The sequence below is a fragment of the Thermobispora bispora DSM 43833 genome, from assembly GCF_000092645.1.
GTDB classification, from domain to species: domain Bacteria; phylum Actinomycetota; class Actinomycetes; order Streptosporangiales; family Streptosporangiaceae; genus Thermobispora; species Thermobispora bispora.
The window spans coordinates 3,591,039-3,614,735 of the sequence record NC_014165.1 but is presented as its reverse complement, the minus strand read 5'-3'; the positions used below and the strand labels follow the sequence as shown (position 1 = coordinate 3,614,735).

The window sequence follows — 23,697 nt, the reverse complement described above, 5'->3', positions numbered from 1 at the left end:
AGTTACTTGCTAAATATTTGCCGCCATTTCCCCTGCAGCACCAGACGGGTGATCCGAGCCATTGCCTGCTTCGCCGCGTTCAGCCGTACGGAGAATCCCGACGGCTTCCGGTGGACGCCCTCGCTGCGGCGGCGCTGCGGGGACGCCGCCTGAGGCTGCGCGACGATGCGGTGCCGGCCGGTCTCCCGCTGCGGCGGGCGGGACGGGGCCTGCCCGGCGGCGCGGTGGGCGCTCCCGGAGGACGCGTGGCGGCCCGGGACCGCGGGCTGCGGCCGCTGCCGCTCGCCGGGGCCTCCGGAGTGCCAGGAGAGCTGCGGGGGCCGGGACTGCGGGTGAGCGGGCCGCGGGTGGGCCGGCTGCGGGTGGCCGTACGGGGTGCCGGAGGACGCGCCGCTCTCGCGGGGCGGCTTCGCGTCCGTCCGGAGCGTCCGCCCGCCGTCGGCGCGGTGCAGCCCGCGGGGCCGCGGCCGCTGGGCGCCGGCGGGGGCGGTGCCGGGGGACAGGGCCTGCGGCCCGGGGATGCGGGGCTCGTCCACGGTGCCCCCGGCCGCGACCTTCGCGAGCATCGCCGCGGCGCGTTCGCTGTCGAGCCGGGAGGCGGGATCGATCTGGAGCAGCCCGCGCAGGATCGGGGCGAGCGGCCCCGCGCGCTCCATCGGGATCGGGGCGCCGTTGGTGAGCGCGGCGAGCGCGGCGGCCGCGTTGCGGCGGCCGTGGAGGCCGTGTCCCTCCACGGCCGTGTAGAGCGTGGCGCCCAGTGACCACAGGTCCGCCGCGGGGCTCGCCTTCGCGCCCAGGATCCGCTCCGGCGCGATGTATCCGGCCGAGCCCAGCACGATGCCCGCCTGCGTGAGCGAGGTGTCGCCCTCCAGCACCGCGAGGCCGAAGTCGGTGAGCACCGCCCGGTCGCCGCTGTCGACCAGGACGTTGCTCGGCTTCACGTCCCGGTGCAGGATCCCCTTGGCGTGGACGGCCTGGAGCGCGCCGACGAGCTGCAGCCCGATCTTGGCGACCCGGTGCGGGGGCAGCGGGCCCTCCAGCCGGACGAGCTCCTCAAGGGACTTGGCCTTGAGGAGCTCCATCACGATCCACGGCCGGTCATCCTCCGTGATCACGTCGAAGACCGTGATCACGGAGGGATGCGTGACCATCGCGGTCGCCCTGCCCTCCCGTTCGGTCCGCGCGCACAGCTCGGCACGCAGATCCTCGTCGAGGATGTTCGGAAGGCGTACCTCCTTGACCGCGACCTCCCGGTCGAGCAGTTCGTCACGGGCTCGCCAGACGGTGCCCATCCCGCCGCGGCCGACCGGCTCGATGAGCCGGTAGCGCCCGGCCAACAGGTATCCGGAGGGCGCACGCATGGGCTGCAGCTTACCGATTTGTGCCATGCGACCTGTAGACACCATGCCGGGAAATTGTTGAGTTCATCTGTCAAAACTCTTGACTGGCGGCGGCACCCGTCAGTTCCGGCGGCCGATGGTGAGCACGGGTCCGGAAGTGTCCTGGAAGAAGTCGTTCCCCTTGTCATCGACGACGATGAAAGCGGGAAAATCGACGACCTCGATCTTCCAAACCGCCTCCATTCCGAGCTCCGGGTACTCGAGCACCTCGACCTTCTTGATGCAATCCTGCGCGAGGCGGGCCGCGGGACCGCCGATGGAGCCGAGGTAGAAGCCGCCGTACTTCTTGCACGCCTCGGTCACCTGGCGGGACCGGTTGCCCTTGGCGAGCATCACCAGCGAGCCGCCGGCGGCCTGGAAGCGCTCCACGTAGGAGTCCATCCGGCCGGCGGTCGTCGGGCCGAACGAGCCGGAGGCGTACCCCTCGGGGGTCTTGGCCGGGCCGGCGTAGTAGACCGGGTGGTCCTTGAGGTACTGCGGCATCGGCTCACCGCGGTCGAGCCGCTCGGCGATCTTGGCGTGCGCGATGTCCCGGGCGACCACGAGCGGGCCGGTGAGGGAGAGCCGGGTCTTCACCGGGTACTTGGAGAGCTCGGCGCGGATCTCCGACATCGGGCGGTTGAGGTCGATCTTCACCACGTTGTCGGAGAGCTCGTCCTCGGTGGTGTCCGGCAGGAACCGGGCCGGGTCCATCTCGAGCTGCTCGATGAACACCCCGTCCCGGGTGATCTTCGCCACCGCCTGCCGGTCGGCGCTGCAGCTCACCGCGATCGCGATCGGGCACGAGGCGCCGTGCCTGGGCAGCCGGATCACCCGGACGTCATGGCAGAAGTACTTGCCGCCGAACTGGGCGCCGATGCCGAGGTCCTGGCTGATCTTGAGGATCTTCTCCTCCAGCTCCAGGTCGCGGAAGCCGTGGCCCAGCGGCGAGCCCGCGGTGGGCAGCGTGTCGAGGTAGCGGGCCGAGGCGTACTTCGCCACCTTCAGCGCGTACTCCGCGCTGGTGCCGCCCACCACGATCGCCAGGTGGTACGGCGGGCAGGCCGCGGTGCCGAGCGAGCGGATCTTCTCCTCGAGGAAGGCGAGCAGCCGCTTCTCGTTGAGGATCGCCTTGGTCTCCTGGAACAGCAGCGACTTGTTCGCCGAGCCGCCGCCCTTGGCCATGAAGAGGAACTTGTACTCGTCCGGGCGCCCCCACGGGTCCTCGGCGTACAGCTCGATCTGGGCGGGGAGGTTGTTCCCGGTGTTCTTCTCCTCCCACATGGTGAGCGGCGCCATCTGGGAGTAGCGCAGGTTGAACTTGGTGTAGGCGTCGTAGACGCCGCGGCTGATGTGCTCGGCGTCCCGGCCGTCGGTGAGCACGTGCCGGCCGCGCTTGCCCATGACGATCGCGGTGCCGGTGTCCTGGCACATGGGGAGCACCCCGCCCGCCGCGATGCACGCGTTCTTCAGCAGGTCGAGCGCGACGAACCGGTCGTTGGGGCTCGCCTCCGGGTCGTCGATGATCTTCCTGAGCTGGGCGAGGTGAGACGCCCGCAGGAAGTGCGAGATGTCGTGGAACGCGGTCTCGGTCAGCAGCCGCAGGGCCTCCGGCTCGACCTCCAGAAAGGTCCGCCCGGCCGCCTCGACCACCCGCACGCCGTCCGCGGTGATCTGGCGGTACTCGGTCTCGTCCGGTCCCAGTGGCAGCAGGTCGGTGTACTCGAACTCCGGCATCCCTCGGTCCTCTGCTCTGTCAGTCCTGCCCACGGCCCCTAACCACGTTCCCAGGGCACGTCGGGGGTCCTCCCCCAGCGTACGGTGCGGCCGATCAGCGGCCGGTACGGCCCCCGGACGGGACGATCAGAGGATGTTTTATCCCACTTGGAACGATTTTGCGGACCTTTGACAGAAAACATGTGTGAAGCGCGGCCGGGCAGCAAGGATCCATGGTGAGGGGGAGCCATGAATGGCGCAGTACTGCTGATGATTCTGTTCGGCGCCGGGGTTCTGCTCGGTCTGAGCATCCTGCTGCTCACCGTCGTGGTCCGCGCGACCGACCGCGGTGAGATGTTCCGCTGGTGGATCGTCCGGGACAAGGTGCGGGCCAAGCGGAAGGAGGAAGAAGAGGAGAAGGTCGCCGGCCGCCGGTGACATCGACCACGGGCGTCGGAGAGCCCGCCTCCTTTCGCGGCCCGCGCCCCATCCGGTGGGCGTACGGTCCGGGGTAGGCGCTGCATCCGCGCCGCCAGACCGGCGCAGAGCACCCTCCCGGCCACGGCGCGGGGTGAGCGTCCCACCGCCGGGCGTACGGCTCGGTGACACCGAGCCCTCCCGCCGAGCGCCGTGCCGAGCAGCGCGGCTGATGACCGCCGAGCGCGCCGTGCGCGGCCGTGTTCATCGGACGGAGTCGCCGCATCCCGCCGAGCATGCGCCTCCCACTCCCAGATCCCGCTCCCTTGCTCTGCGTGTTTGCGTATGCGCAGTGAGCGTTGACGGGTGCCCGGTGGTTCCCCGCGTCAGCCTGGGCATGCCGCCCGGCCGGTGCCGCATGCCTCGGCTGAGCCATTCCGGATACCGCCCGCCGCGGCATGCCGGATACCCGCCCGCTGAACCATCCCGTGCTCCCCGATGCGGCGGGCCGTACGCCTGACCGTCCGCGCGCGTCCGCCGGCTCGCCCTGCGCCGAGGCGTGCCGCCCCGGCCCTTGGTGACGCGCCGGGGTGTGCCACCCGGCCCCGGTATCCGCCCGCTCCTGCCGTCGGCCGCGGCGCGTGATCCCGCACCGCGCCCGCGCTCCGCCATGCCGTACCTGCACGGTGCGCCGGCGTGGGTCGGCCCATAGCGCGCGGTACCGCCCACCGCCAGCCGGGATCCGGGCTCCCGGTTCCCCTCCTGCCTCCCGCCGGTCCCGGCGCATCCCCGCCCGCCGGTGGCCCGGCCCGGCTCGCCGCACTCCTATCGAACCGCCGCGCGGCCGCGCGCCAGGAGCCCGGCACGGCCCATCGTCCCCGGCTCGGGAGCCCGGCACCGCCCATCGGCCCCGGGCGGCTCGTCGAGCGGTCCCGCGCGCCGGGAGCCCGCTCACCGGGGCGAACATGATAGATCGTCAGAATGTCCTGACAAACTATTGACGTGAAAGTCTCTGGGGACCTACAACAGTGAACCGGAGCCTTACCCGGTTGCCGGAGTCCAGGAGGGTCGTGATGAGGGTCGGTGTGCTGGGTCTCGGGCGGATAGGCGCGCTCCATGCGACCACCCTCGCCCGGCTGGCGGCGGAGGGGGTCATCGACGAGGTGGTGGTCTCCGACGCCGACAGCGCGCGAGCGGAGCAGATCGCCGAGCGGCTGAACGTCCGGGTGGGGGACGCGTTCGGCACCGACGCCGTGGTGATCGCCACCCCCACCGCCACCCACGCGGCTCTGCTGCTCGAGAGCTTCCGGCGCGGGCTGCCGGTGTTCTGCGAGAAGCCCGTGGCGGTGGACCTCCAGGGCACCCTCCAGGTACTCGAAGCGGCCAAGAAGGCGGGCGTCCTCGTCCACATCGGCTTCCAGCGCCGGTTCGACGCCGGGTACATGGCGGCGCGCGAGGCGGTGCGCAGCGGGGAGATCGGGCGGCTCGACCGGGTGCACATGCTCACGGCCGACCCGCGGCCGCCCGCTCCCGGGTACATCCCCACCTCCGGCGGCATCTACCGGGACTGCCACATCCACGACTTCGACATCCTGCGCTGGGTGACCGGGCAGGAGGTGGCGACGGTGTACGCCACCGGCGCCAACCGCGGGGAGTCCTTCTTCGCCGAGGCCGGGGACGTGGACAACAGCGCGGCCGTGCTCACCATGACCGACGGCACGCTCGTCACCCTGCAGGGATCCCGGTACAACGGCCACGGCTACGACGTGCGGATGGAGCTCGCCGGCACCCGCAAGACCTGGGCGGTCGGCCTCGACCGGCGGGCGCCGCTCCACTCGGCCGAGGGGTTCCAGCCCACCGATCCGCCGTGGCCGGACTTCCAGACCCGGTTCGAGCCCGCGTACGTGCGGGAGATGGTCGCCTTCGTCGAGGCGGTGCGCGGGGAGCGGGAGAGCCCGTGCACGGTCGAGGACGCGCTCGCCGCGCTCTACATCGCGGAGGCCGCCGAGCTCTCCCGGCGGGAGAACCGCCCGGTCAAGGTCACGGAGGTGATCGCGTGAGGATCGCCGGAGCCCCCATCTCCTGGGGCGTGTGCGAGGTCCCCGGGTGGGGGCATCAGCTCGACCGGGAGCGGGTGCTGGGGGAGATGCGGTCCCTCGGCCTGAGCGCCACCGAGCTCGGCCCGGACGGCTTCCTCCCCGAGCCGGCGGAGGAGCGCGATCCGCTGCTCGCCCGGTACGGCCTGCAGGCGATCGGCGGGTTCGTCCCCGTGGTGCTCCACGACCCGGGGTTCGACCCGCTGCCCGGCCTGCGGCAGCGGCTCGCCGCCTTCCGGGAGCAGAACCTCGAGGTGATGGTGCTCGCCGCCGCCACCGGGCTCGACGGCTACGACGAGCGGCCCCGGCTCGACGCGGCCGGCTGGGACCTGCTGCTCGGCCGCCTCGACCGGATCGCCGCGGAGGCGGCGGAGGCCGGCGGGCCGCTCGTCACCCTCCACCCGCACGTGGGCACCATGGTCGAGACCGCGGCGGAGGTGCGCCGCGTCCTCGACGGCTGCGCCGTACCGCTCTGCCTGGACACCGGGCACCTGCTGATCGGCGGCGCCGACCCCGCGGAGATCGCCGCCGCCCACCCGGGCCGGGTGGCGCACGTCCACCTCAAGGACGCCGACGCCGCCCTCGCCGAGCGGGTGCGCGCCGGGCGGCTCACCTACACCGAGGCGGTACGGCAGGGCGTCTACCGGCCGCTCGGCCAGGGCGACGTGGACATCCCCCGGATCGTCGCCGGGCTCGGCTCCGCCGGCTACCGCGGGTGGTACGTGATGGAGCAGGACGTCATGCTCGACGCGGACCCGCCGCCGGGGGAGGGCCCGATCCGCGACGTGGCGGCGAGCCTCGCCTACCTCAGGAGCGTGGCATGACCGAGGTGCTCACCATGGGCCGGATCGGGGTGGACGTCTACCCCCTGCAGGTCGGGGTCTCGCTCCGGGAGGTCGAGACGTTCGGCAAGTACCTCGGCGGCAGCCCGGCGAACGTGGCCGTCGCCGCGGCCCGGCACGGGCGCTCCGCGGCCGTGATCAGCCGGACCGGCGCCGACCCCTTCGGCGAGTTCATCCACGACGCGCTGCGCGGCTACGGGGTGGACGACCGGTACGTCACCCCGGTCGAGGGCCTGCCGACCCCGGTGACGTTCTGCGAGATCCGCCCGCCGGAGGACTTCCCGATCTTCTTCTACCGCTGGCCGAAGGCCCCCGACCTGGAGATCCACCCGCACGAGCTCGACCGGGACGCGATCGCCGGCGCCGACCTGTTCTGGGCGACGGTGACCGGCCTCTCCCAGGAGCCGTCCCGGAGCGCGCACTTCGCCGCCTGGGAGGTGCGGGACCGCCGCCGGTTCACCGTCCTCGACCTCGACTACCGGCCCACGCTCTGGCCCGACCCGGCCGAGGCACCGGAGCTGGTGCGCCGGGCGCTCGGCCACGTCACGGTCGCGGTGGGCAACCTCGACGAGGTGGAGGTGGCCACGGGGACCCGGGACCCGCACGAGGCGGCGAAGGCCCTGCTCGACGCCGGGGTCGAGCTCGCGGTGGTGAAGCAGGGGTCGGCGGGCGTGCTCGGCATGACCAGGGAGGAGACCGTCACCGTGCCACCGGTGCCGGTCGAGGTCGTCAACGGGCTGGGCGCGGGCGACGCGTTCGGCGGCGCGCTCTGCCACGGGCTGCTCGCCGGGTGGCCCCTGGAGCGGACGCTCCGGTTCGCCAACGCGGCGGGCGCGATCGTGGCCGGGCGGCTCGCCTGCGCGCCGGCGATGCCCACCACCGAGGAGGTCGAGGCGATTCTGGCAAGGGAGACCCATGCGTGAGGAGGACTATCGGCGGCTGCGCGACGCCCGGGTGCGGGAGCCGGAGCGGATCGCCGAGGCGGCCGCCAAGCGGCGGCGCAGACCCCTGCTCGGCGACCGCGACCGCCTGCTGATCATCGCGGCCGACCATCCGGCCCGCGGTGCGCTCGGCGTCGGCGGCCGGCCGATGGCCATGGCGAGCCGGCTCGACATGCTCGACCGGCTCATGGTCGCCCTGTCGAGGCCCGGGGTCGACGGGGTGCTCGGCACCCCGGACGTGATCGAGGACCTGCTGCTGCTCGGCGCGCTCGACGACAAGGTCGTGTTCGGCTCGATGAACCGGGGCGGCGTCGAGGGCGCGGTGTTCGAGTTCGACGACCGGTTCACGGCCTACGACACCGAGGCGATCGTGTCGATGGGGCTCGACGGCGGGAAGATGCTCTGCCGGATCGGGGTCGACGACCACCGGACGGCCGACACCCTGGAGAGCTGCGCCCGCGCCATCACCGAGCTCTCCAGGCACGGGCTCACCGCGATGCTCGAGCCGTTCTGGTCGCGGCGGTGCGGGGGCCGGGTCACGCACGACTACTCGGCCGAAGGGGTCATCCGGGCCATCCACGTCGGCCAGGCCCTCGGCGCGACCTCCGCGCACACCTGGCTGAAGATCCCGGTCATCGACGAGATGGAGCGGGTGATGGAGGCGACCACGCTGCCCACGCTGCTCCTCGGCGGTGATCCCACCAAGTCCCCCGACGAGACCTACCAGACCTGGGCCGACGCGCTGCGGCTGCCCGGGGTGCGCGGGCTCGTCGTCGGCCGGGCGCTGCTGTACCCGCCGGACGACGACGTCGCGGCCGCCGTGGACACCGTGGTCGGCCTGCTCGAAGGAGCCGGGAGATGACCTACATTCCGTTCGGTACGGCGAGCGAGGGACCGTGGTCGGTACTGATCACCCCGGAGCGGGCCGGCTGGACCTACTGCGGGCTGCGGATCGCCGACCTGACCGGTGAGCCGATCGAGTTCGAGACCGGGGACGAGGAGATGCTGGTCGTCCCGCTCGCCGGGTCGTGCGAGGTGGTCGCGGACGGGGAGCGGATCGAGCTCGCGGGCCGGTCCTCCGTGTTCGCCTCGGTCACCGACTTCGCCTACCTGCCCATCCAGGCGTCGGTGCGGATCACCGGGCAGGGGCGGATCGCCCTGCCGTCGGCCAAGGCCACCCGGCGGCTGCCGGTCCGGTACGGCCCGGCCGCCGACGTGCCGGTGGAGATCCGGGGCGCCGGCCACGCCACCCGGCAGGTGAACAACTTCTGCGCGCCCGAGGCGTTCGAGTGCGACAAGCTCATGGCGGTCGAGGTGCTCACCCCGGGCGGGAACTGGTCGTCGTACCCGCCGCACAAGCACGACACGCCGGGCGGGCAGGAGGCGGTGCTCGAGGAGATCTACTACTTCGAGGGCGGCCCGGGCTACCAGCGGGTGTACGGCTCGCACGAGGTGCTCGCGGAGGTGTCGGCAGGCGACGTGGTCCTGGTGCCGCGCGGCTACCACGGCCCGTCCATGGCCGCCCCCGGGTACGACCTGTACTACCTCAACGTGCTCGCGGGGCCGGGGGAGAAGCGGTCCATGGCCTTCTGCGACGATCCTCGGCACGCCTGGATCCGGTCGACGTGGGCGGACCAGCCGATCGATCCCAGGGTGCCGTTCGGCAAGTGAGCACCGCCGGAACGGCGGCGCGCGCGGCTCTTTCGCGGGAGTGATGATGCGACTCACGGTGGCGCAGGCGCTGGTGCGGTTCCTCGGCAATCAGTGGACCGAGCGCGACGGCGTGGAACGGCGGCTCATCCAGGGCTGCCTCGGCATCTTCGGGCACGGCAACGTCGCCGGGATCGGGCAGGCCCTCGCCGCGCAGGGGGCCGGCACCCGGTCGGAGCTGCCGTACTACCTGGTGCGCAACGAGCAGGCCATGGTGCACACGGCGGCCGCGTACGCCAAGCAGACGGCGCGGTTGTCGACGTTCGCCTGCACCAGCTCGATCGGGCCCGGGGCCACGAACATGGTCACCGGCGCGGCCCTGGCGACCATCAACCGGCTGCCCGTGCTGCTGCTCCCGGGGGACATCTTCGCCACCCGGGCGGCCTCCCCGGTGCTGCAGGAGCTGGAGGACCCCCGCTCCTACGACGTGAGCGTCAACGACTGCTTCAAGCCGGTGAGCCGGTACTGGGACCGGATCAACCGGCCGGAGCAGCTCCCGTCCGCGCTGCTCGCCGCGATGCGCGTGCTCACCGACCCGGCGGAGACCGGCGCCGTGACGCTCGCGCTCCCGCAGGACGTGCAGGCCGAGGCGTACGACTGGCCGCCCGAGCTGTTCGAGCGGCGGGTCTGGCATATCCCCCGGCCGGTGCCCGAGCCGGCCGCGCTCGCCCGGGCCGTGGCGGCGATCCGGGAATCCCGCCGCCCGCTGATCGTCGCCGGTGGCGGGGTGCGGTACAGCGAGGCGTGGGAGCGGCTGCGTGAGTTCGCCGAGCGGTACGGCGTTCCGGTGGGGGAGACCCAGGCGGGCAAGGGCGCGCTGCCGTACGACCACCCGTGCGCGGTCGGCGGCATCGGCCACACCGGCACCGCCGCCGCGAACGCGCTCGCCCGCGAGGCCGACCTGGTGATCGGGATCGGGACCCGCTACAGCGACTTCACCACGGCCTCCCGCACGCTCTTCAACCCCGAGGCGCGGTTCGTGAACGTCAACGTGGCCGCATTCGACGCGGCCAAGCACTCCGGGATCGCGCTCGTCGCCGACGCCCGGGCGGCCCTGGAGGCCCTGGACGACGCCCTCGCCGGCGCCTGGCGGGCCGACGAGGAGTGGACCGCCCGCGCCGCCCGGCTCGCCGCCGAGTGGCAGGCCGAGGTCGACCGGGCCTACGGCGGGGACGCGCTCTGCCAGGCGGTGGTGCTCGGCGTGGTGAACGAGATCGCGCTGCAGACCGGCGGGGTGGTGCTCAACGCGGCCGGGTCGATGCCGGGCGACCTGCACCGGCTCTGGCGCACCCGGGAGCCGGGCGGCTACCACCTCGAGTACGGGTACTCCTGCATGGGCTACGAGATCGCCGGCGGGATCGGCGTGAAGCTCGCCCAGCCGGAGCGGGAGGTGTTCGTCCTCGTCGGCGACGGCTCGTACCTGATGATGGGCCAGGAGATCGCCACCGCCGTGCAGGAGGGCGTCAAGCTCGTCATCGTCATCGTGGACAACCAGGGGTTCGCGTCGATCGGGAACCTCTCGGAGTCGGTCGGCGGGCGGCGGCTCGGCACCGCGTACCGGGCGCGCGGCGCCTCGGGCGAGCTCGACGGGAGGCGGCTCCCGGTCGACCTCGCGGCGAACGCGGCGAGCCTCGGCGCCGACGTGATCCGGGCGAGCGACCCCGGTGCGCTGCGCGCCGCGCTCACCAAGGCGGTGGAGGCGGAGCGGACCACGGTGGTGTACGTGGAGACCGTGCCGGGCTGGGTGCCGGACTCCGGCGCCTGGTGGGACGTGCCCGTGGCCGAGGTCGGCGTGCCGGAGATCCGCGAGCGGTACGAGCAGGCCAAGCGGGAGCAGCTCCCCTACGTGCGGCCCTCGGAGGGCGGCACGGCCGGCTGACGCGGCGCCGGGGACCCGGTGGCGGCGGCGCCCGCGCCGGACCGGAAGGCGCGGGCGAGCCCGGTCACCGCGGCGATGAGGGCGAGCGGGGCGGCGAACGCCACCCGGTGGCCGGCGAGATCCGCCAGCCCGCCGACGAGCGCGGCCCCGATGATGAAGCCCAGGTAGTTGAACATGTTCACCCGGGCGACGGCGATCCCGGTGCCGCCCGGGTCGAGCCGCCCGGCCGCGGAGAACACCTGCGGGGCGATCACCGATAGGCCGATCCCGGTGAGCGCGAACCCGGTGATCGCCCACACCGCGCCGGGCGCCGTGACGATCGCGGTGAACCCGGCCGCGGCGATCACGGCGCCGGCCCGGACGATCGCCACCGGGCCGAACCTGCGCACCGCGTGGTCGCCCGCCACCCGCACCGCGAACGTGGCCGCCTGGTAGGCGCCGAGCGCGAGCGGCACCAGGTACGGCTCGGCGGACACGGCCTGGTCCATGAAGACCGAGCCGAAGTTGGCGACCGCCGAGTCACCGACGTAAAGGAAGGCCATCACCAGGCAGAGCGGGAGGAGCGGCCGCCACGCCGGTGCGCCGTGCCTCGGCGGGTCGCCGGGGCCGGGTGTGCCTTGCAGGGCGGTGAGCTCGCGCTCCTCGGCGGGGCCGTACAGCCGGGTGGAGGCGACCAGGGCGAGCATCGCGGCGGGGCCGAGCACGGCCGCGATGGTGGTCCCAAGGCCGAGGCCGATCCCGGCCGCGGCGGAGGCCCACAGCGCGCTGAGCACGGCGGCCCCGCTCCACACCGCGTGGAAGCCGGTGAGGATCGGCCGGCCGTACCGGCGCTCCACCGCGACCGCCTGCATGTTCATCCCGGCGTCCACCCCGCCGAGCCCGAGGCCGAACACCGCGACCGCGGCGAGGAGCACCGCCGTGTCCGGGGCGAAGCCGGCCGCGATCGCGGCGAGGCAGATGAGGAGCTGGACGGCGCGGAGGGGGCGGCGGCTGCCGTGCCGGGCGGCGAGCGCGCCGACGAGGGCGCTTCCCGCCCCCGCGATCAGCGGCACGCACAGCAGCAGGATGGCGAGCTCCCCGTCGGTGAGGCCGTGCCGGCGCTGCAGCGCGGCCACCTGGGTGAGCAGGCCGGCGAAGGTGAGCCCCTGGACGAAGAAGACGGCGGAGGTGGCGAGCCGGGCCCGGCGGTCGCGAGGGTGGGGCACGGCGACCTCCCTAGAACATTGTTTTGCTTGGCCGCCAGGGTAGAGATCACAAGGGCCGCGGTCAATGGCCGTCCCGCCCGCGCGCCGGACGGCATACGCTCGTAGCGTGAGCAGCGAGTTCCCTGCCGGCGGATGGCTCTCCGCCTTCCTGGGGCCGCGGCGGATGGACGAGGTCGAGCCCGCCCGGTTGCGCGCATCGGACGCGGACCGCGAACGAGTGATCGCCATCCTCACCGACGCGGCCGGTGACGGCCGGCTCACCCTGGAGGAGCACACCGAGCGCATGGAGCGCGCCTACGCCGCGCGCACGCTGGGCGAGCTCGCCGAGCTCACCGCGGACCTGGTCCCCCCGGAGAAGCGGCCCTTCCTGCTCGACGACCGGCCGGTGACCGCCTTCTTCCGCAGCGAGACCCGCGGCGGGCGGTGGGTGGTCCCCACCCAGGTGCCGGTCACCGCGCTCGGCGGCAAGGTGACCATGGACCTGTGCGACGCGCTGCTCCGCTCGCGCCACGTGGTCGTGCGGCTCGCGGTGCTCATGGGGACGGTCACGCTCATCGTCCCGGAGGGCCTGCGGATCGTCACCGCCCCGGGCGCCCACATCACGTCGTTCAAGAACGAGGTACGGCCCCCGCGCGGGGCGGAGGGCTTCCCGCCGGACGGCCCGGTGATCGAGCTGGCGGGGTTCGTGTTCGGCGGGCGGGTGGTGGCCCGGTCGCCCAGGCGCCCGCGCAAGGGCCTGTTCCGGCGCGCCTGAGCGCTCCGGCGTGACGGCCCGCGGCGCTCCGCGGCCCGGCCGTACGGGCTCGCCCGCACGGCCGTGCGGCGCGCGCACCGGCGCGGCGCTGGAGCGCGCGGATGCCCGAGCGCGAGCCGTCAGGACGTCGCCTCGGAACCGTCAGAGCGTCACGCCGGAAACGTCAGGACGTCGCGCGGGACCGTCAGGGCGTCGCGCGGACCGTCAGGACCCGTCAGGGCGCGTCCGGGAGCACCGCGGCGTCGAAGTTGATCGCGCTGTACGCGCCCAGCTTCGTGAGCTGGTGCTCGCTTTCGATCTTCCGGATCGTCCCGGAGCGGCTCCGCATGACCAGCGAGTGGGTCACCGCGGCGCCGGCCTGGTAGCGGACGCCGTGCATGAGCTCGCCGTCGGTGATCCCGGTGGCGGCGAAGAACACGTCGTCCGAGCGCACGAGATCGTCCGTGGTGAGCACCTGGTCCGGGTCGAGCCCGGCGTCGAGGGCCTTGCGCCGCTCGTCCTCGTCACGCGGCCAGAGCTTGCCCTGGATGACCCCGCCCATGCACTTCATCGCGCAGGCCGCGATGATGCCCTCCGGGGTGCCGCCGATGCCGAGCATGAGGTCGACGCCGGTCCCGTTCCTGGCGGCCATGATCGCACCGGCCACGTCGCCGTCCGTGATGAACTTGATCCGCGCCCCGGTCTCCCGGATCTCGCGGACGATGGTCTCGTGCCGCGGCCGGTCGAGGATCACCACGGTCACGTCGGACGGCTTCACGCCCTTCGCCTTGGCCACGGCCTTGATGTTGTGGGCGACCGGCGCCTCGATGTCCACCTTGTCGGCCGCCTGCCTGCCGGTCACCAGCTTCTGCATATAGAAAACGGCGGACGGGTCGAACATCGAGCCCCGTTCCGCCAGCGCGATCACCGAGATCGCGTTGTTCATGCCCATGGCACACAAGCGGGTACCGTCGATGGGGTCGACCGCCACGTCGCATTCCGGACCGGTGCCGTCGCCGACCACCTCGCCGTTGTACAGCATCGGGGCGTGGTCTTTCTCACCCTCCCCGATCACCACCACGCCGCGCATCGACACGGTGTTGATCAGCTGGCGCATGGCGTTCACCGCCGCGGCGTCCGCGCCGTTCTTGTCCCCGCGGCCCACCCAGCGTGCCGCGGCCATCGCGGCGGCCTCGGTCACCCTGACCAGCTCAAGGGCGAGGTTGCGGTCGGGAGCGCTTCCGGTCGCGAGAGCGGCTGGCACGTGATCAGACATATCTCCCCTTACGGTAAGAATCCCCTCGTTAGCAGATCGTAAGTTCTCTGACCGCCTCTTGTCTGATTGGTCTGAACCTGTTGCAGCAGGTCAGAGGCCATTACGAGCCGGCGGGGCCCACGGGACGCGCCATGGGGATATCGTCGCGGTCATGAGCACCGACACCCAGCGAACGGTCGGAGTCCGCACGTCGGAGCGCGGCGCCGCCACCCGCAGCGCCCTGCTCACCGCGGCGAAGGAGGTCTTCATCACCCGGGGGTTCGCCGAGGCCGGGGTGACCGAGGTGGTGTCCCGGGCCGGCGCCAGCGTCGGCAGCCTCTACCACCACTTCTCCAGCAAGGCGGACCTCTACCTGGCGCTGTTCGAGGAGTTCCAGGCCCGGCAGACCCAGCGGTCGAAGCGGGCCATCAAGGAGGCGCGAGCCGCGGGACGGACCGACCCGATGTCGCTGTTCCTCGCCGGGGCGCGGGCCTACCTCGAGGGGTGTCTCGACGAGCGCGACCTCGCCGCGCTCTTCCTCCACGGGGACACCCCGCCCGGCTTCGAGGTCACCCTGCGCGATCACCTGCGCCAGTGGACGAGGCGGACCGCCGCCCTCTTCGCCGACGAGGACGAGCTCGTCGTGGTGCTGACCGGTGCGCTCGCCGCGGTCGTGCAGGAGGTCACCCACCAGGAGAACCCGGAGGCCGCCCGGGCGATGGCGGAGCGTGCGCTGCGGATCATCGAGGTCATGGGCAGGTCGGTGGCCTCCGGGCATCAGGAGGCGGCGAACCTGTCCTGCTGACCCGACGGCATAGCCGCGAGCAGCGGCGGCCGAGACTCCGCCGCGCGGAACGGTGCGGCGACCCCGGCAGGGCTCCACCGGGGCCGGGACCGGTTCCGGCAGCGGGTAGGCTCCTTTGACGTGCGAGGAGTGACCCAGGGCATCGCAGGTTATGTGTGGGCGATGCTCGTCTGCGTCGGCGTCGCGTTGCTGCTGCACGCCTGCATGCCGCAGGGCCGTGGCGAGCACATCCCCCGGGTGAACTACTCCATCGACAAGGCCAACGCCGCCGCCGCAGCGCCGTACGAGATCGTGGCGCCCAGCCATGAGCCGCCCGAGTGGGTGCCGACCAGCTCCAACCTGACCCGCAACGGGAGCACGGTCACCTGGCGGCTGGGCTTCGCCACCGCCAAGCGGCAGCACGCCATGGTCGCGCAGAGCAACGAGCAGCCGCCCGAGGTGTTCGCCAACCGCATGGCCAACACCGACAAGGTGAGCGGCAGCCGGCAGATCAACGGCGTCACCTGGCAGGAGCGGGTGCGCGAGGACAAGAACCAGCGGTCCCTGGTGCGTATCTCCCCGGAGCACGCGGTCGTGGTCACCGGCACCGCCGACTGGGACGAGCTCACCGCCCTGGCCCAGATCCTGACCCCGGTGCCCAAGACGTCCCCGGCGCCCTCCACGTCCGCGCCGGCCGCCACCCCCTCGGCCACGGCGTCCACGCCCACCGGCTGATCCGGGGACGGGTCCCGAGCCGGCGACGGCCCTCGGCTCCCAGAGCGGATGACGGCCCCTCCCCGGGGCCGGTGACGGCCGCCGGTTCCTAGAACAGGTGCCGGCGCGCACTCCCGGGCCGGCGACGGCCACCGGATCAGAGGCGGGCCCCCAACCGGAGCAAGGGCTCGCCGGGCAGAGGCGCACCGGGGCTCAGCAGGATCAGAAGGGCGTCTCGCCGTTGCCGTCCGGCTGAGGCTCCTCGCGCTGCGCCATCGCCATCGCGAGCTTCGCGCGCGCCCCTTGGAGCCACTCCTCGCAGATCGCGGCGAGCCGTTCGCCCCGCTCCCACAGCTCGAGCGACTCCTCCAGGGTGAGCCCGCCGGCCTCCAGGCGGCGCACCACCTCGATGAGCTGCTCCCGGGCCTCTTCGTACGACGGTCGGTCCTTCTCCTCAGCCACGCCCCTCACGATAGGCGCCGGAACCGACAGCGTGCCGTGCCGTACGCCGGCCGCGCCGGCCGTGGCGAACGTGAAACGGCGAAATTGTCGTCACTATGCAGACTCATGGCCATGTGCGGGTGAGGTGAGGAAATACCACCCACCGGGGCTGTCATGTGCGGCATCACCGGCTGGGTGGACCACGGGCGCGATCTCCGGCGGGAGCGGGAGACCGTGCAGGCCATGACCGAGACCATGGCCTGCCGGGGACCCGACGACGAGGGCGTGTGGCTCGCCCCGCACGCCGCGCTCGGCCACCGCCGGCTCGCCGTCATCGACATCGAGGGCGGCCGCCAGCCGATGGTCGCGGAGCGGGACGGCCGCCCGATCGCGGTGCTCGTCTACAGCGGCGAGGTGTACAACTACCGCGAGCTGCGCGACGAGCTCACCCGGCTCGGCCACCGCTTCCGCACCCGGAGCGACACCGAGGTCGTCCTCGAGGCGTACCTGGAGTGGGGCCCGGACCTCGCCACCCGCCTCAACGGCATGTACGCGTTCGCCATCTGGGACATCCCGCGGCAGGAGCTCCTGCTCGTCCGGGACCGGATGGGCATCAAGCCGCTCTACTACTTCCCGACGCCCGACGGGGTGCTGTTCGGCTCCGAACCCAAGGCGATCCTCGCCAACCCGCTCGCCGAACCGGTCCTCGACCTCGACGGGCTCCGGGAGCTGCTCGCCGTGGTGAAGACCCCGGGGCACGGGATCTTCCGCGGCATGCACGAGGTCCTCCCCGGCTCGCTGGTCACCGTGGGCCGCACCGGGGTGCGCACCCACCGGTACTGGCGCCTGGAGGCCCGGGAGCACCGCGACGACCTGGACACCACCGTCCGCACCGTGCGCGAGCTGCTGGAGGACATCATCGCCCGCCAGCTCATCGCGGACGTGCCGCTCTGCACGCTGCTCTCCGGCGGCCTCGACTCCAGCGCGGTCACCGCGCTCGCCGCCCGCCTCTCCGGGGAGCGGGGGAAGGTCCGCTCGTTCGCGGTCGACTTCGTGGGGTACGCCGAGCACTTCCGGCCGGATGCGATGCGCGACACCCCGGACGCCCCGTTCGTCCACGAGGTCGTACGGCACGCCGGCACCTGTCACACCGACATCGTGCTGAGCTCGGCCGAGCTCATGGACCCCCGGGCGCGGGCCGCGGTGCTCCGGGCCCGCGACCTGCCGGTCGGCACCGGAGACCTGGACACCTCGCTCTACCTGCTCTTCGCCGCCATCCGGCGGCACTCCACCGTCGCCCTCTCCGGGGAGTCGGCCGACGAGGTGTTCGGCGGGTACCGGTGGTTCCACGACCCCCGTGCCGTCGGCGCGGAGACCTTCCCCTGGCTCGCGCTCCCCGAGCTCAGGCGGCAGTGGGACTGGGGCGCCTTCCTCGACGACGGGCTGCTCCGCGCCCTCGACATCGCCGCCTATCAGCGCGATGAATACCGCACCGCCCTGGCCGAGGTGCCCGTGCTCCCCGGCGAGCACGGCGTGCAGCGGCGGATGCGGGAGCTGAGCCACCTCCACCTCACCCGGTTCCTGCAGCTCCTGCTCGACCGCAAGGACCGGATGAGCATGGCCGTCGGCCTCGAGGTGCGGGTGCCGTTCTGCGACCACCGGCTCGTCGAGTACGTGTTCAACGCCCCGTGGTCGATGAAGACCTTCGACCACCGGGAGAAGAGCCTGCTGCGCGCCGCCGTGGCCGACCTGCTGCCGCGCTCGGTGCTCGAGCGCGGCAAGGTGCCCTACCCCTCGATCCAGGATCCCGGCTACGAACACCGGCTGCGCGAGCGGGCGGCCGAGCTGCTCGCGGAGGGGAGCTTCCCGGCGGAGCCGTTCGTGGACGTGGCGAAGATCCGGCGGGTGCTCGGCGAGCGCCCGGCCGGGAACGGCGCCCGGGCGCCGCTGGAGTGGTTCCTGCAGTTCAACGCCTGGCTCGGCCGCTACCGGGCGCGCGTCCTGTTCTGACCGTCCCCATGGGCCGGGCCGATCCGGCGACCCGGCCTTCCATCGCGGCCACCGCTCCGGACCGTTCCCCGCGGGCCGGGCCGATCCCGCGCCGGTGCCGCGGGCGGGGCCTGCTCAGGCCGTCCCCTGGCCGATCACTCCTGCTCCGGCGTGAACACCGCGGTGCGCGCCGCGGCCGGCCCGAGGGGAGCGCCACGGCGACTCCGGAGGCGAGCACGGCGGCCTCGGGGCGGGCGCCTTGCCTCACCCCTGATCCGAGGCGATCACCGTGACGCGGTCGTCGGAGAACCGGACGCTGAGCTCGTCGCCCGGGCGCACCTCCCCGGCCAGCCGTACCACCTCACCGGACGGGCGCTGGACGATCGCGTAGCCGCGCTGCAGGGTCGCGGCGGGCGAGAGCGCCACCAGGCGGGCGCGCAGGTGCTCGAGCGAGTCGGCCGCGCGGTCGAGCATGCCGGCCAGGCAGCGCCGGGAGCGGTCGCGCAGCGAGTCGATCTGCTCGGCCCGCCGGTCGATCTCCCGGAGCGGGTCGGCGAGGGACGGCCGGGAGCGCACCGCCTCGAGCCACGCGCTCTCCCGGGCGATCCACCCGCCGATGACCCGGCGGCCCCGCTCCCTGAGCTGGTGGATCAGGGCGAGCTCCTCACCGACGTCCGGCACGACCTTCTTGGCGGCGTCGGTCGGCGTGGAGGCCCGCAGGTCGGCGACGAGGTCGAGCAACGGGGTGTCCTGCTCGTGGCCGATCGCGCTCACCACCGGGGTACGGCAGGCCGCGACCGCGCGGACCAGGGCCTCGTCGGAGAACGGCAGCAGGTCCTCGAGCGAGCCGCCGCCCCGCGCGATGATGATCACATCGATCCCCGGGTCGGCGTCGAGCTTGCGCAGCGCCTCGATGATCTCCGCCACCGCGTACGGCCCCTGCACGGCCACCGGCTCCACCGTGAAGCGGACGGCGGGCCAGCGCCGCCGGGCGTTCTCCAGCACGTCCCGCTCGGCCGCGGAGCCCCGCCCGCAGATCAGCCCGATGTTCCGCGGCAGGAACGGCAGGCGGCGCTTGCGCTCCACGTTGAACAGCCCCTCGGCGGCGAGCGTCTGGCGCAGCCGCTCCAGGCGGGCCAGCAGCTCCCCGATGCCCACCGGCCGGATCTCGAGGGCGGTGAAGGCGAACGATCCCTTGTTGACGTAGAAGTCCGCCTTGACGTGCATGACCACCCGCGCCCCGTCCACGGGCCGCGGCACCGTCGCCTCGTAGACGGAACGGGAGCAGAGGACCCGCGCCGAGACGTTCGCCACCGGGTCGCGCAGGGTCAGGAACACCGTGCCGCCCCGGGCGGTGAGCTCGGTGATCTGCCCCTCCACCCACACGGTGCCGAGCCGGCCGATCCACTGGGCCACCATCTGCAGCACCGACCGGATCGGCAACGGTGACTCGGGGGACGTCTTCGCGGTCACGTGCCCTCCTCGCTCGACGCTCGCGGCCCGCCCGGGGGCGGGTCACCCCCGGGAGGCTAACCGCTCGCCCCGACGATTCCGGGCCCGTCAGCCCTGGGCGCGCAGCTTCGCCAGGCGGCGTTCGAACATGCCGACCACGTCGGGCCGGTTCGCGTGCGCCCGCTCGTAGTCGAGGAACGCCTGCACCTGCTCGGCCGTGGTGCCGCGCAGCCGCGCGCGCAGTGAGGGGAGCGACATCTCGCTGAAGCCGGGGAACGGCTCGGCCACCTCCGCGGCGGGGGCCGGTGCGGCGCCCTCGGCCGGTGCCTCGGCCTTCCCGGCCGGCGCGGGCCGCTCAGCCTCGGGCTCGGGCGCGGCGGCGGCCGGCTCCTCGGCCACCCGCTCCTCGGCCGGGCGCTCCTTCGGCGGCGCCACGGTCACCGTCGGCGTCTCCGGGCGAGGCTCCTTGGGCTGCGACGGCGGCGGAGCGAAGATCACCGGCTCCCGGCGGGCCGCCTTGGGCTCCTCCGCCTCCGGTGCGGCCGGCTCGGTCTCGGCCGGCCGGACGCCGTCCGGGCTCTCACCGGTGAAGCGCTTGAGCTGGGACTTGACCCCGTCACCGAACTGCAGCGCCCGCCCGACGGCCACGAGGACGGCCTGGAGTACGAGAACCGGCAGATCCTTCGCCTTCTCCAGCAGCCGCTCGCGGTTCTCCATCGCGTCGCGGACCTGCTTGGCTATGTCTCTGAGGACGGACATCGCGGCTCCTGGGGCAGAAGATCGGTTTCGCACATCCAGTGTCGCAAGACCATGGTCAAGAGGCGGGTGACGCTCCCCATAGCATAGGAACCCATACCATTAGGACCATGGAGTCACCGAGCCCCGCACCCCGCCGTGTCCTCCTCGCCAAGCCGCGGGGGTACTGCGCCGGGGTGGATCGGGCGGTGCAGACGGTCGAACTGGCCCTCGACCGCTACGGCGCCCCCATCTACGTGCGCAAGCAGATCGTGCACAACACCCACGTGGTGAAGCGTCTCGAGGAGCGGGGCGCCATCTTCGTCGACGAGCTCGACGAGGTCCCCGACGGCGCCATCGTGATCTTCTCGGCCCACGGGGTGGCGCCCACCGTCCACCAGGAGGCCGCCGCGCGCGGGCTGAAGACGATCGACGCCACGTGCCCGCTCGTCACCAAGGTCCACAACGAGGCCAAGCGGTTCGCGGCGAAGGACTACGACATCCTGCTCATCGGCCACGCCGGCCATGAGGAGGTCGAGGGCACCACGGGTGAGGCCCCGGACCACATCCGGCTCGTGGACGGGCTCGACGGCGTGGACAAGGTCCAGGTCCGCAACCCGGACAAGGTGGTCTGGCTCTCCCAGACCACGCTCTCCGTCGACGAGACCAAGGAGACCGTCGCCCGGCTCCGCGAGCGGTTCCCGAACCTGATCGACCCGCCGAGCGACGACATCTGCTACGCCACCTCGAACCGGCAGGCCGCGGTCAAGCGGATCGCCCCGCAGTGCGAGCTGGTCCTCGTGGTGGGCTCCGCCAACTCCTCCAACTCCAAGCGCCTGGTCGAGGTGGCCAAGGCCTACGGGGCCAAGGCCGCCCACCTCGTCGACGACGCCTCCTACATCCGCGAGGAGTGGCTGGAGGGCGTGACCACGGTCGGTCTCACCAGCGGCGCCTCGGTCCCCGAGGAGCTGGTCCAGGGCGTGCTCAAGCGGCTCGCCGAGAGCGGCTTCACCGACGTCGAGGAGGTCGAGGCGGTCGAGGAGCACATGCGCTTCGCCCTCCCGTACGAGCTGCGCCGCGACCTGCGCGCGGTGGCCAAGTAGGCGCCGGCGACGCGCGGATCCCCGACGGGCGGCGGTATCCCGGTCGGCGACCTGAAGTCCGGCGGCCGGTCGGCATCCCGGCGGGCGCCGGGATCGGACGGTGCCGTTCCCGGTCACCATCGACGGTGCCGACCTCCGGGCCGCCGCGGACCGATGTGGGGGAGTCGGTTTTCGGCCGGCCTCATGGCGCGGTACGAGCGGCACGACTGCCCGCCATACCCGTCTGCGGCCGTCGGCGACCGTGCCATGTATGGCCGGCATCGCCGGCGCCGCGTACGGCCCACGGACCGGCCGGCGTGACCCGCTCAGTCCTCGATCGCCCTGCCGTACAGGCGCGGCTCGAAGTAGCCCTCGGGCTCCGGGTCGAAACCCCTCCGCCGGTTCCGGCGGCGCGGCCCGCGCCGCTTCCCGGCCCCGGGCCGGTTCGCGCCGCGGCTCAGCTCCCGGCGCAGCTCCCGCACGTTGGCCGGAAGACCGCGCGGCCAGGCGAGGACGAGGGTGAGCGCCGAGCCGAGGAAGAGCCAGGGCGCGGCCGAGGAGAGCGTGGTAAACAGCCCGAGGCCGAGCGCCTGGAGCATCGAGCCCGAGCCGAGCGCCCGGATGAACTCCACGAACAGGGCGGCGCAGAAGAACACCAGCGGGGGCGTGACCGCGAGCGCGAGCAGGTCGCGGCGGTGGACCAGCAGCACCACGGTGACGCAGCCGATGACGAACACCGGGCCGGGGGCGAGGAACTGGCCGAGCAGCGAGATCATGAAGAGCACGACGACCGCCCCGCGGGCCGTGAGCCTGAGCCGTGGCTGATCGGTGCCTGTCATCGAGCCCCCTTAGGCCGAGTCGCGGGTCAATTTACCGTTCTGGCGGGACAGGGGCGGGGAGATTACGCTCTCTTCACCTTCGTCAAGCGCGGGTAGCGCGGCGTCGCCGGCCTCGGGGGGCACGACCTGCCGCGGCGCCTGGTCCACCTGGGCCGGCGCCTCGAGCGGGCCGTCGGTGAGCCCGAGCTCGTGCAGCCGCCGCGCGCTCACCAGTAACCGGCTCTCCAGCGACCCGACCGTCCGGTTGTACGCGGTCACCGCCCGCCCCAGCGCCCTGCCGAGCTCGTCGAGGTGCCGGGCGAGCCGGCCGAGCCGCTCGTACAGCTCCTTGCCGAGCCGGAGGACCGTCTTGGCGTGCTCGCTGATCGCCTCCTGCTGCCAGGCGTACTGGGCGGTGCGCAGCATCGTGATCAGCGTGGTGGGGGTGGCGATGTGCACCCGCTTGCGCATGGCGTACTCGAGCAGCTCGGGGTCGCGCTCCAGCGCGGGGGCGAGGAAGGCCTCCCCGGGGATGAACAGCACCACGAACTCCGGCGCCGGGTCGAACGCCTGCCAGTACGCCTTGGCGGCGAGCCGGTCGACGTGCTCGCGCAGGTGGCGGGCGTGCGCGTCGAGCCGGGCGGCGGCCACGTCCGGGTCGGCGGCCTGGGCCGCCTCCAGGTAGGCGCTGAGCGGGACCTTCGCGTCGACGACGATGTTCTTGCCGCCGCTGAGCCGTACCACCATGTCCGGGCGGACCGCACCGTCCCCGGTGGCCGCGCCGGCCTGCTCGTCGAAGTCGCAGAACCGGGCCATCCCGGCGAGCTCCGCCACCCGGCGGAGCTGGAGCTCGCCCCACCGGCCGCGCGCCTCGGGCCGCTGCAACGCCCGGACCAGCGCGGCCGTCTGGGCCTTGAGCTCCTCCGAGCTGCGCCGGACGAGCTCGATCTGCGTGGTCAGCTCGGCGCGCGCCGCCCGGGCGCCGGCCTCGCTCTCCCGCAGCCGGCTCTCGACCTTGGCGAGCGTCTCCTTGATCGGGGTGATCAGCGTCTCGACCGCCTGGCGGCGCTGCTCGAGGTCCCCGGCCACCTCCGCCCGCGTGGTGTTCAGCCTGCTCTCGGCGAGCTCGAGGAAGCGCCGGTTGCTCGCGTCGAGCACCTGGGCGGAGATCGCCTGGAAGCGCTCGGTGAGCTGGGACTCCACGTAGGCCGCCTTCTCCTCGGCGGCGCGCCGCCGCGCCTCCGCCTCCGCGATCCGGGCGGCGACCTCGGCCGCCGCGCCGGCCGTGCGCGCCCGGGCGAGCGCGGCGCCGATGACCAGCCCGGCGGCGAGCCCGATGGCGAGCCCGAGCAGCAAAGCCATGACGTCCACGGATTCGTATGATTTCAGCCAACCGGCGGCCCTGCCGGGAGGCGCGCGCAGGCGGCGCGGTACGGGCGAGGATCGCGGGTGCCGATGCCCTCGCCGGGCGGCCGTGCCGTACCGGATCAGGGGCCCGCTCCGGCCGGT

General features: G+C 73.2%; 21 protein-coding genes. 12 read left to right on the top strand and 9 right to left on the bottom strand.

Translation table 11 applies throughout. From position 1 onward, the window contains the following. Nucleotides 1–2: 2 nt before the first annotated feature. Together TBIS_RS18290 and TBIS_RS15300 are read right to left on the bottom strand one after the other, a co-directional pair. Nucleotides 3–1,388 carry a serine/threonine-protein kinase gene (locus TBIS_RS18290; protein ID WP_013133311.1) on the bottom strand — a complete coding sequence of 462 codons (1,386 nt, stop codon included), beginning with the start codon at nucleotides 1,386–1,388 and terminating at the stop codon, nucleotides 3–5. A gap of 72 nt (nucleotides 1,389–1,460) precedes the next feature. Further along, nucleotides 1,461–3,116: a fumarate hydratase gene (locus tag TBIS_RS15300; protein ID WP_013133310.1), complete on the bottom strand. Its 1,656-nt coding sequence runs from the start codon at nucleotides 3,114–3,116 to the stop codon at nucleotides 1,461–1,463. A 228-nt stretch (nucleotides 3,117–3,344) separates the two neighbouring features. Here TBIS_RS15300 and TBIS_RS19185 point away from each other — a divergent pair, with 228 nt between their 5' ends. The 7 genes from TBIS_RS19185 (at nucleotide 3,345) to iolD (ending at nucleotide 10,980) form a co-directional block, all read left to right on the top strand. Further along, a complete protein-coding gene (locus TBIS_RS19185; RefSeq protein WP_013133309.1) occupies nucleotides 3,345–3,533 on the top strand; it encodes a hypothetical protein in 189 nt (62 codons plus the stop codon). Nucleotides 3,534–4,585: 1,052 nt separating this feature from the next. Continuing rightward, nucleotides 4,586–5,572, top strand: a complete 987-nt coding sequence (locus TBIS_RS15295; RefSeq protein WP_013133308.1) for a Gfo/Idh/MocA family protein — start codon at nucleotides 4,586–4,588, stop codon at nucleotides 5,570–5,572. Beyond that, nucleotides 5,569–6,432, top strand: a complete 864-nt coding sequence (locus TBIS_RS15290) for a TIM barrel protein (RefSeq protein ID WP_013133307.1) — start codon at nucleotides 5,569–5,571, stop codon at nucleotides 6,430–6,432. The genes TBIS_RS15295 and TBIS_RS15290 overlap by 4 nt, the downstream gene beginning before the upstream one ends. Next, on the top strand, nucleotides 6,429–7,373 hold the full coding sequence (gene iolC, locus TBIS_RS15285; protein ID WP_013133306.1) for a 5-dehydro-2-deoxygluconokinase: 945 nt from the start codon (nucleotides 6,429–6,431) through the stop codon (nucleotides 7,371–7,373). Before TBIS_RS15290 ends, iolC begins: the two co-directional genes overlap by 4 nt. Beyond that, nucleotides 7,366–8,253: a class I fructose-bisphosphate aldolase gene (locus tag TBIS_RS15280; protein ID WP_013133305.1), complete on the top strand. Its 888-nt coding sequence runs from the start codon at nucleotides 7,366–7,368 to the stop codon at nucleotides 8,251–8,253. Before iolC ends, TBIS_RS15280 begins: the two co-directional genes overlap by 8 nt. Then, on the top strand, nucleotides 8,250–9,062 hold the full coding sequence (iolB, locus tag TBIS_RS15275) for a 5-deoxy-glucuronate isomerase (RefSeq protein ID WP_013133304.1): 813 nt from the start codon (nucleotides 8,250–8,252) through the stop codon (nucleotides 9,060–9,062). The genes TBIS_RS15280 and iolB overlap by 4 nt, the downstream gene beginning before the upstream one ends. A gap of 46 nt (nucleotides 9,063–9,108) precedes the next feature. Further along, nucleotides 9,109–10,980, top strand: coding sequence for a 3D-(3,5/4)-trihydroxycyclohexane-1,2-dione acylhydrolase (decyclizing) (gene iolD / locus TBIS_RS15270; protein ID WP_013133303.1), 1,872 nt, complete (start codon nucleotides 9,109–9,111; stop codon nucleotides 10,978–10,980). Here the strand turns inward: iolD and TBIS_RS15265 are convergent. Continuing rightward, nucleotides 10,944–12,185: an MFS transporter gene (locus TBIS_RS15265; RefSeq protein ID WP_013133302.1), complete on the bottom strand. Its 1,242-nt coding sequence runs from the start codon at nucleotides 12,183–12,185 to the stop codon at nucleotides 10,944–10,946. The genes iolD and TBIS_RS15265 overlap by 37 nt on opposite strands. Before the next feature lie 106 nt (nucleotides 12,186–12,291). Between TBIS_RS15265 and TBIS_RS15260 the strand changes: the two genes are divergently transcribed. Then, on the top strand, nucleotides 12,292–12,939 hold the full coding sequence (locus tag TBIS_RS15260) for a DUF1707 SHOCT-like domain-containing protein (protein ID WP_241019751.1): 648 nt from the start codon (nucleotides 12,292–12,294) through the stop codon (nucleotides 12,937–12,939). A gap of 214 nt (nucleotides 12,940–13,153) precedes the next feature. Here TBIS_RS15260 and glpX read toward each other — a convergent pair whose 3' ends face one another. Further along, nucleotides 13,154–14,194 (bottom strand): class II fructose-bisphosphatase, encoded by a 1,041-nt coding sequence (gene glpX, locus TBIS_RS15255; RefSeq protein ID WP_013133300.1) that lies wholly within the window; start codon nucleotides 14,192–14,194, stop codon nucleotides 13,154–13,156. 151 nt (nucleotides 14,195–14,345) lie between these two features. Here glpX and TBIS_RS15250 point away from each other — a divergent pair, with 151 nt between their 5' ends. Next, nucleotides 14,346–14,978: a TetR/AcrR family transcriptional regulator gene (locus tag TBIS_RS15250; protein WP_013133299.1), complete on the top strand. Its 633-nt coding sequence runs from the start codon at nucleotides 14,346–14,348 to the stop codon at nucleotides 14,976–14,978. Between the two features lie 120 nt (nucleotides 14,979–15,098). After that, nucleotides 15,099–15,692 carry a DUF4245 domain-containing protein gene (locus TBIS_RS15245; RefSeq protein WP_013133298.1) on the top strand — a complete coding sequence of 198 codons (594 nt, stop codon included), beginning with the start codon at nucleotides 15,099–15,101 and terminating at the stop codon, nucleotides 15,690–15,692. 201 nt (nucleotides 15,693–15,893) lie between these two features. Here TBIS_RS15245 and TBIS_RS15240 read toward each other — a convergent pair whose 3' ends face one another. Then, entirely contained in the window at nucleotides 15,894–16,133 is a 240-nt protein-coding gene (locus TBIS_RS15240) for an exodeoxyribonuclease VII small subunit (RefSeq protein WP_041431682.1), read from the bottom strand. 153 nt (nucleotides 16,134–16,286) lie between these two features. On the opposite strand from TBIS_RS15240, the gene asnB reads away from it, so the two are divergent. Beyond that, entirely contained in the window at nucleotides 16,287–18,122 is a 1,836-nt protein-coding gene (asnB, locus tag TBIS_RS15235) for an asparagine synthase (glutamine-hydrolyzing) (RefSeq protein ID WP_013133296.1), read from the top strand. Between the two features lie 243 nt (nucleotides 18,123–18,365). On the opposite strand, the gene xseA is transcribed toward asnB, so the two are convergent. Beyond that, a complete protein-coding gene (xseA, locus tag TBIS_RS15230; RefSeq protein ID WP_013133295.1) occupies nucleotides 18,366–19,574 on the bottom strand; it encodes an exodeoxyribonuclease VII large subunit in 1,209 nt (402 codons plus the stop codon). Nucleotides 19,575–19,661: 87 nt separating this feature from the next. After that, complete coding sequence (locus TBIS_RS15225) at nucleotides 19,662–20,312, bottom strand: DUF8129 domain-containing protein (protein WP_013133294.1); 651 nt, start codon at nucleotides 20,310–20,312, stop codon at nucleotides 19,662–19,664. A 107-nt stretch (nucleotides 20,313–20,419) separates the two neighbouring features. On the opposite strand from TBIS_RS15225, the gene TBIS_RS15220 reads away from it, so the two are divergent. Next, nucleotides 20,420–21,391 (top strand): 4-hydroxy-3-methylbut-2-enyl diphosphate reductase, encoded by a 972-nt coding sequence (locus TBIS_RS15220; RefSeq protein WP_013133293.1) that lies wholly within the window; start codon nucleotides 20,420–20,422, stop codon nucleotides 21,389–21,391. A 305-nt stretch (nucleotides 21,392–21,696) separates the two neighbouring features. Here the strand turns inward: TBIS_RS15220 and TBIS_RS15215 are convergent, their stop codons facing one another. Beyond that, nucleotides 21,697–22,209, bottom strand: a complete 513-nt coding sequence (locus TBIS_RS15215; protein WP_013133292.1) for a DUF6542 domain-containing protein — start codon at nucleotides 22,207–22,209, stop codon at nucleotides 21,697–21,699. 9 nt (nucleotides 22,210–22,218) lie between these two features. Continuing rightward, nucleotides 22,219–23,550 (bottom strand): DNA recombination protein RmuC, encoded by a 1,332-nt coding sequence (locus TBIS_RS15210; protein WP_013133291.1) that lies wholly within the window; start codon nucleotides 23,548–23,550, stop codon nucleotides 22,219–22,221. Nucleotides 23,551–23,697 lie beyond the last annotated feature (147 nt).

Bases quoted from the DNA above. Each gene is read 5' to 3' on its own strand.
- TBIS_RS18290 (WP_013133311.1), bottom strand. From the start codon at position 1,388: ATGGCACAAATCGGTAAGCTGCAGCCCATGCGTGCGCCCTCCGGATAC.
- TBIS_RS15300 (WP_013133310.1), bottom strand. From the start codon at position 3,116: ATGCCGGAGTTCGAGTACACCGACCTGCTGCCACTGGGACCGGACGAG.
- TBIS_RS19185 (WP_013133309.1), top strand. From the start codon at position 3,345: ATGAATGGCGCAGTACTGCTGATGATTCTGTTCGGCGCCGGGGTTCTG.
- TBIS_RS15295 (WP_013133308.1), top strand. From the start codon at position 4,586: ATGAGGGTCGGTGTGCTGGGTCTCGGGCGGATAGGCGCGCTCCATGCG.
- iolC (WP_013133306.1), top strand. From the start codon at position 6,429: ATGACCGAGGTGCTCACCATGGGCCGGATCGGGGTGGACGTCTACCCC.
- TBIS_RS15280 (WP_013133305.1), top strand. From the start codon at position 7,366: ATGCGTGAGGAGGACTATCGGCGGCTGCGCGACGCCCGGGTGCGGGAG.
- iolB (WP_013133304.1), top strand. From the start codon at position 8,250: ATGACCTACATTCCGTTCGGTACGGCGAGCGAGGGACCGTGGTCGGTA.
- iolD (WP_013133303.1), top strand. From the start codon at position 9,109: ATGCGACTCACGGTGGCGCAGGCGCTGGTGCGGTTCCTCGGCAATCAG.
- glpX (WP_013133300.1), bottom strand. From the start codon at position 14,194: ATGTCTGATCACGTGCCAGCCGCTCTCGCGACCGGAAGCGCTCCCGAC.
- TBIS_RS15250 (WP_013133299.1), top strand. From the start codon at position 14,346: ATGAGCACCGACACCCAGCGAACGGTCGGAGTCCGCACGTCGGAGCGC.
- asnB (WP_013133296.1), top strand. From the start codon at position 16,287: ATGTGCGGCATCACCGGCTGGGTGGACCACGGGCGCGATCTCCGGCGG.
- TBIS_RS15225 (WP_013133294.1), bottom strand. From the start codon at position 20,312: ATGTCCGTCCTCAGAGACATAGCCAAGCAGGTCCGCGACGCGATGGAG.
- TBIS_RS15220 (WP_013133293.1), top strand. From the start codon at position 20,420: ATGGAGTCACCGAGCCCCGCACCCCGCCGTGTCCTCCTCGCCAAGCCG.
- TBIS_RS15215 (WP_013133292.1), bottom strand. From the start codon at position 22,209: ATGACAGGCACCGATCAGCCACGGCTCAGGCTCACGGCCCGCGGGGCG.
- TBIS_RS15210 (WP_013133291.1), bottom strand. From the start codon at position 23,550: ATGGCTTTGCTGCTCGGGCTCGCCATCGGGCTCGCCGCCGGGCTGGTC.